At 63.7% G+C, this 3,014-nt stretch carries 1 protein-coding gene; it reads left to right on the top strand.

Annotation, left to right across the window (positions count from 1 at the left end; genetic code table 11):
- Positions 1-3,014: condensation domain-containing protein (locus IG75_RS0135485; RefSeq protein WP_036544293.1), on the top strand; the 3,014-nt coding region annotated here is incomplete at both ends.

The raw sequence follows: 3,014 nt of genomic DNA, 5'->3' as shown, positions 1-3,014 counted from the left end.
GCTGTGCACAACTTGTATGGTCCGACCGAGGCTGCGGTGTCGATCACGTATTGGCAGGCCACGGGTGCGGAGTCCGGGAGTGTGCCGATCGGTGTGCCGCAGTGGAATTCGCGCGTGTATGTGCTGGATTCGCGGTTGCGTCCGGTTCCCGAGGGTGTCACGGGTGAGTTGTATCTCGCGGGTGATCAGTTGGCTCGCGGGTATGTGACCCGTCCGGATCTGAGTTCGGACCGTTTCGTCGCGAGTCCGTTCGATGCCGGTCGGCGGATGTATCGGACCGGTGACCTGGTGCGGTGGCGGCGTATCGAGGGGGATTCGGGTGCGCAGTCGGTGCTGGAGTATTTGGGTCGTACCGATTTCCAGGTGAAGTTCCGTGGTCAGCGGATCGAGCTGGGGGAGATCGAGTCGGCGCTGCTGGCGCAGCCGGTGGTGAGCCAGGCCGTGGTGACGGTCGCCGCTTCGGATCTGGGTGAGCAGCTCGTCGGCTACGTGGTACCTGCTCCGGGTGCGAAGATCGTGTCGGCTGCCCTGCTCGATGATCTGCGTGATGTGCTGCCGATCTACATGATCCCGGCCGTGGTCATGGAGTTGGATGCGTTCCCGTTGAACACTTCGGGCAAGCTGGATCGTAAGGCGCTGCCTGCCCCGGTCTTCGAGACGCGGGAGTTCCGGGCTGCGTCGACTCCGATCGAGGAGATCGTGGCGGGTGTGTTCGCCGAGGTGCTCGGTGTCGAGCGGATCGGTGCCGATGACGATTTCTTCGCCCTGGGTGGTAACTCGCTGATCGCGACCCAGGTCGCCGCGCGCCTGGGTGCGGCGCTGGACACCACCGTGCCGGTGCGGATGCTGTTCGAGACACCGACCGTGGCGGCGTTGGCTGTGCGGGTGGAACAGGCCGGTGCGAGTGGTCGCGTGGCGTTGACGCCGCGGGAGCGCCCGATCCAGATCCTGCCCACAGGTGAGGTCGTGGAGCAGGTGCCGTTGTCGCTGGCGCAGCAGCGGATGTGGTTCCTCAACCGGTACGACACCGAATCGGCGGTCAACAACATTCCGATCGCGATCCGGATGTCCGGTTATCTCGATATCGCAGCCCTGCAGGTTGCTTTCATCGATGTGATCGACCGGCACGAATCGTTGCGGACCGTGTTCCCGCAGAAGGGCCGGGCACCGGTCCAGGTGATCCTGGACGCGGCTCAGGTGGTACCGGACCTGACTCCGTACCTGATCCGCGAGGACAGGCTCATCGATCATCTGATCGATCTGGTGACCATGGCCTTCGACGTCACCGTCGAGGTGCCGCTGCATGCTCGGCTCTTCGAGATCAGCGAGAACGAATACGTACTCGGCATGGTGGTGCACCATATCTCCGCCGACGGTTGGTCGATGGGCCCGCTGGCGCGAGATGTGATGGCCGCCTACGCGGCACGCGTCAGCTGGGAACCCCCGGCGTGGGCGAGCCTTCCGGTGCAGTACGCGGATTACGCCCTGTGGCAGCGTGAGGTGCTGGGTTCGGAGGACGATCCGAATTCGCTCATCTCCGAACAGGTGCGGTACTGGAAGGAGAAACTGGCCGGCCTGCCGGACGAGCTGGTACTTCCGGCGGACCGGCCTCGCGCAGCCGTTTCGTCCTTCTCGGGTGGCGTTCATTCATTCGAGATCAGCCCGGAGACCCGCCGCCGGATCGTGGATCTGGGCTGGCGGCACAATGCTTCACCGTTCATGGTCGTGCACAGCGCGCTGGCCGTATTCCTGGCGAGGATCACCGGAGAATCCGATATCGGTGTCGGTACTCCGGTAGCCGGCCGTGGTGATGCGGCATTGGAGAACCTGGTCGGCATGTTCGTCAACACATTGGTGTTGCGAACCCCGGTTCGCGGCGATATGTCCTTCACCGAATTGCTCGCAGAGGTCCGGAATACCGATCTGCAAGCGTTCGCCCATGCGGATGTGCCGTTCGAGCGGCTGGTGGAGGTGCTTAATCCGGCACGTTCACAGGCGCGCCACCCGATTTTCCAGGTGGCTCTGTCATTCGAGAATCTGCCGGACCGGCATTTCGAACTGCCGGATCTGCGGGTCGCTCCGGTCGAATTCGAGACCAGCCTGGAAAAGTTCGATCTCTCGTTCAATTTCCGGGGGACCGGCGATACCGCGGACGCCGTTATGCAGGGCGCACTCTCGTATTCCCGGGATCTGTTCGATCACTCCACGATCGAAGCGTTCGCTGATCGGTTCGTGCGATTGCTGGAGGAGGTCCTGGCCGCGCCGGAGACCGCTGTCGGTGATCTGGAGATCCTGGCGCCGGTCGAGCGCACGAAGATGCTGGCGGAATGGAACGCGACCGAGCACACGCTCCCGGAAGGGCTGCTGCTGGACGGGTTCGATGCTGCTGCTGCGGCGCATCCGGAGCGAGTGGCGGTTTCGTTCGAGGGGACAAGTCTGTCCTACGGCGAGTTCGCCGGTCGGGTGAACCGGTTGGCGCGGCATCTGATCGCGCAAGGCGTCGGGCCCGAGACGTTGGTCGGGTTGCTGGTTTCGCGGTCGCTGGATCTCGTGGTCGGCATGTATGCCGTTGTCGCGGCCGGTGGTGCGTATGTGCCCTTGGATCCGGCGCATCCGGCGGAGCGGATCGGTTACATTCTCGATACCGCGGCGCCGTTGTGTGTGTTGACCTCTACTGCCGATGCGGGTGCGGTGCCCGAAGGCACCGGTGTGCCGGTGCTGGAGTTGGATACCCTCGAGACCGGTGGTTACGACTCGGCGCAGGTGACCGATGCCGACCGTGTAGCGCCGGTGCGGCCGTCGAATACCGCGTATGTGATTTTCACGTCGGGTTCGACGGGTCGTCCGAAGGGTGTGGCGGTTCCGCATTCGGCGATCGTGAACCAGGTCGCGTGGATGCTGGCGCAGTATCCGATGGATGCGTCGGATGTGTATCTGCAGAAGACGGCGACGACGTTCGACGTGTCTTTGTGGGGTTATTTCCTGCCGTTGGCTGCGGGTGCGCATTTGGTGGT

Origin of the sequence: Nocardia rhamnosiphila NBRC 108938, from assembly GCF_000720425.1 — a bacterium.
In the GTDB taxonomy this organism is placed as follows: Bacteria; Actinomycetota; Actinomycetes; order Mycobacteriales; family Mycobacteriaceae; genus Nocardia; species Nocardia rhamnosiphila.
This window is presented reverse-complemented; position numbering and strand designations above follow the sequence as displayed.